Origin of the sequence: Moorena sp. SIO4A1 (assembly GCF_010672065.1) — a bacterium.
GTDB lineage: Bacteria > Cyanobacteriota > Cyanobacteriia > Cyanobacteriales > Coleofasciculaceae > Moorena.
The window spans coordinates 1-1,163 of sequence record NZ_JAAHHX010000933.1; the positions used below are offsets into that span (position 1 = coordinate 1).

A 1,163-nucleotide genomic window follows, 5' to 3' on the forward strand; every position below is an offset into this window, starting at 1 on the left:
GTGCTTGTTTCCAAATTGCACCTAATGTTCCGATGGGTATATCATCACTTAGCTTACCTGGAACTACTACAATACCTGGCTTTTGAGGATGAGATAAAATTCTATGACTTCCCCGCATTCTTACTTGATACCATCCATCTTTTTTTAATCGCTTAAGTACCTCTTTAACTTTCATTCAGACAGTTTTTCATAATTTTAATCGAATTATATCTAGTTGATATTGTTAGAAAATCACCCTATTTTAACTAATTAATCTGATTTTAGTTTCAGGTTTTTCAAAGTATCTACAGATTCTTGCTTCGTCATTTGGCTTTGACGAAATAAACGAAGGATTTGTAATAAATAATTGTAGAATCTGTTCGTCGGGATTTTTTTCTATTTATAATAATATATCGTCACGCCAATCAGTAAGCGCACGTGTTAGCTCAGAACTCGAATGATTCATGATTCATCTCCTCAAGATCGAGAGTATTAATTTGTTCGGGCTTTACAATTTGTTGCACTTTTATATTATAGTGCGTACGCGATCTTGTGCGGTGGGTTGAGGAAATGCTTTAGTAACGCACCCCCACACTTTGCTAGAATGCAGCTAAGAAGCAAAGGTTGGGAGGAAAGTAGGTCGATGACAAAGGTAGTTATCCCTTAACTCAGAATTAGAAGCACTACTGCGTGAATATGCTGCTCAGCGAGGTCAAGATGTTAGCTTGGTTGCGTCCGAATTGCTGGCTAGTGTCTTAGAGTCGGAGGTGGAAGATTCACAGGAGGCTATAAAGGGCATTCAAAAAGGACTGAATGATTTCCAGGCAGGTCGATTTCGGTCTTTCGCTGAGTTTGCCCAAGAGCAGCGTCGCCAGTATAACCTGCCAGTCGATTCATGAAATACTCTCTTGAAATTACCAGTGTGGCAGAGGCGGAAGCCGACAGCCATTGGTGTCAACTTAAGCCTAGACATAGCCAGCTGCTTGGATGCCATAACCCGCCTTGGATTTAAATCTCAGTATGATTAAGCTTCTCTCTCAAAATTGCTTCAACTTCAGCCTCAGGATTTTTGAGTTCAAAAGGGTAGGGATGGCGATTAGCAGGATTACGACGGCTCATCAAAACTTCCATTGCAGCGTGAAAAGCCTTATCATCATTTCGATGCTCAGAAATATAACGCTTCA

The 1,163-nt window shown here is 40.3% G+C and carries 2 protein-coding genes; one reads left to right on the forward strand and one right to left on the reverse strand.

Going from position 1 to position 1,163, the window contains the following annotated elements:
- Positions 1-175, reverse strand: a 175-nt coding sequence (locus tag F6K53_RS44225) for a type II toxin-antitoxin system HicA family toxin (protein WP_293087233.1), incomplete at its 3' end; no start/stop codon positions are given.
- Positions 176-704: 529 nt separating this feature from the next.
- Here F6K53_RS44225 and F6K53_RS44230 point away from each other — a divergent pair.
- A complete protein-coding gene (locus F6K53_RS44230; RefSeq protein ID WP_293087230.1) occupies positions 705-878 on the forward strand; it encodes a hypothetical protein in 174 nt (57 codons plus the stop codon).
- The last annotated feature ends 285 nt before the right edge of the window (positions 879-1,163 follow it).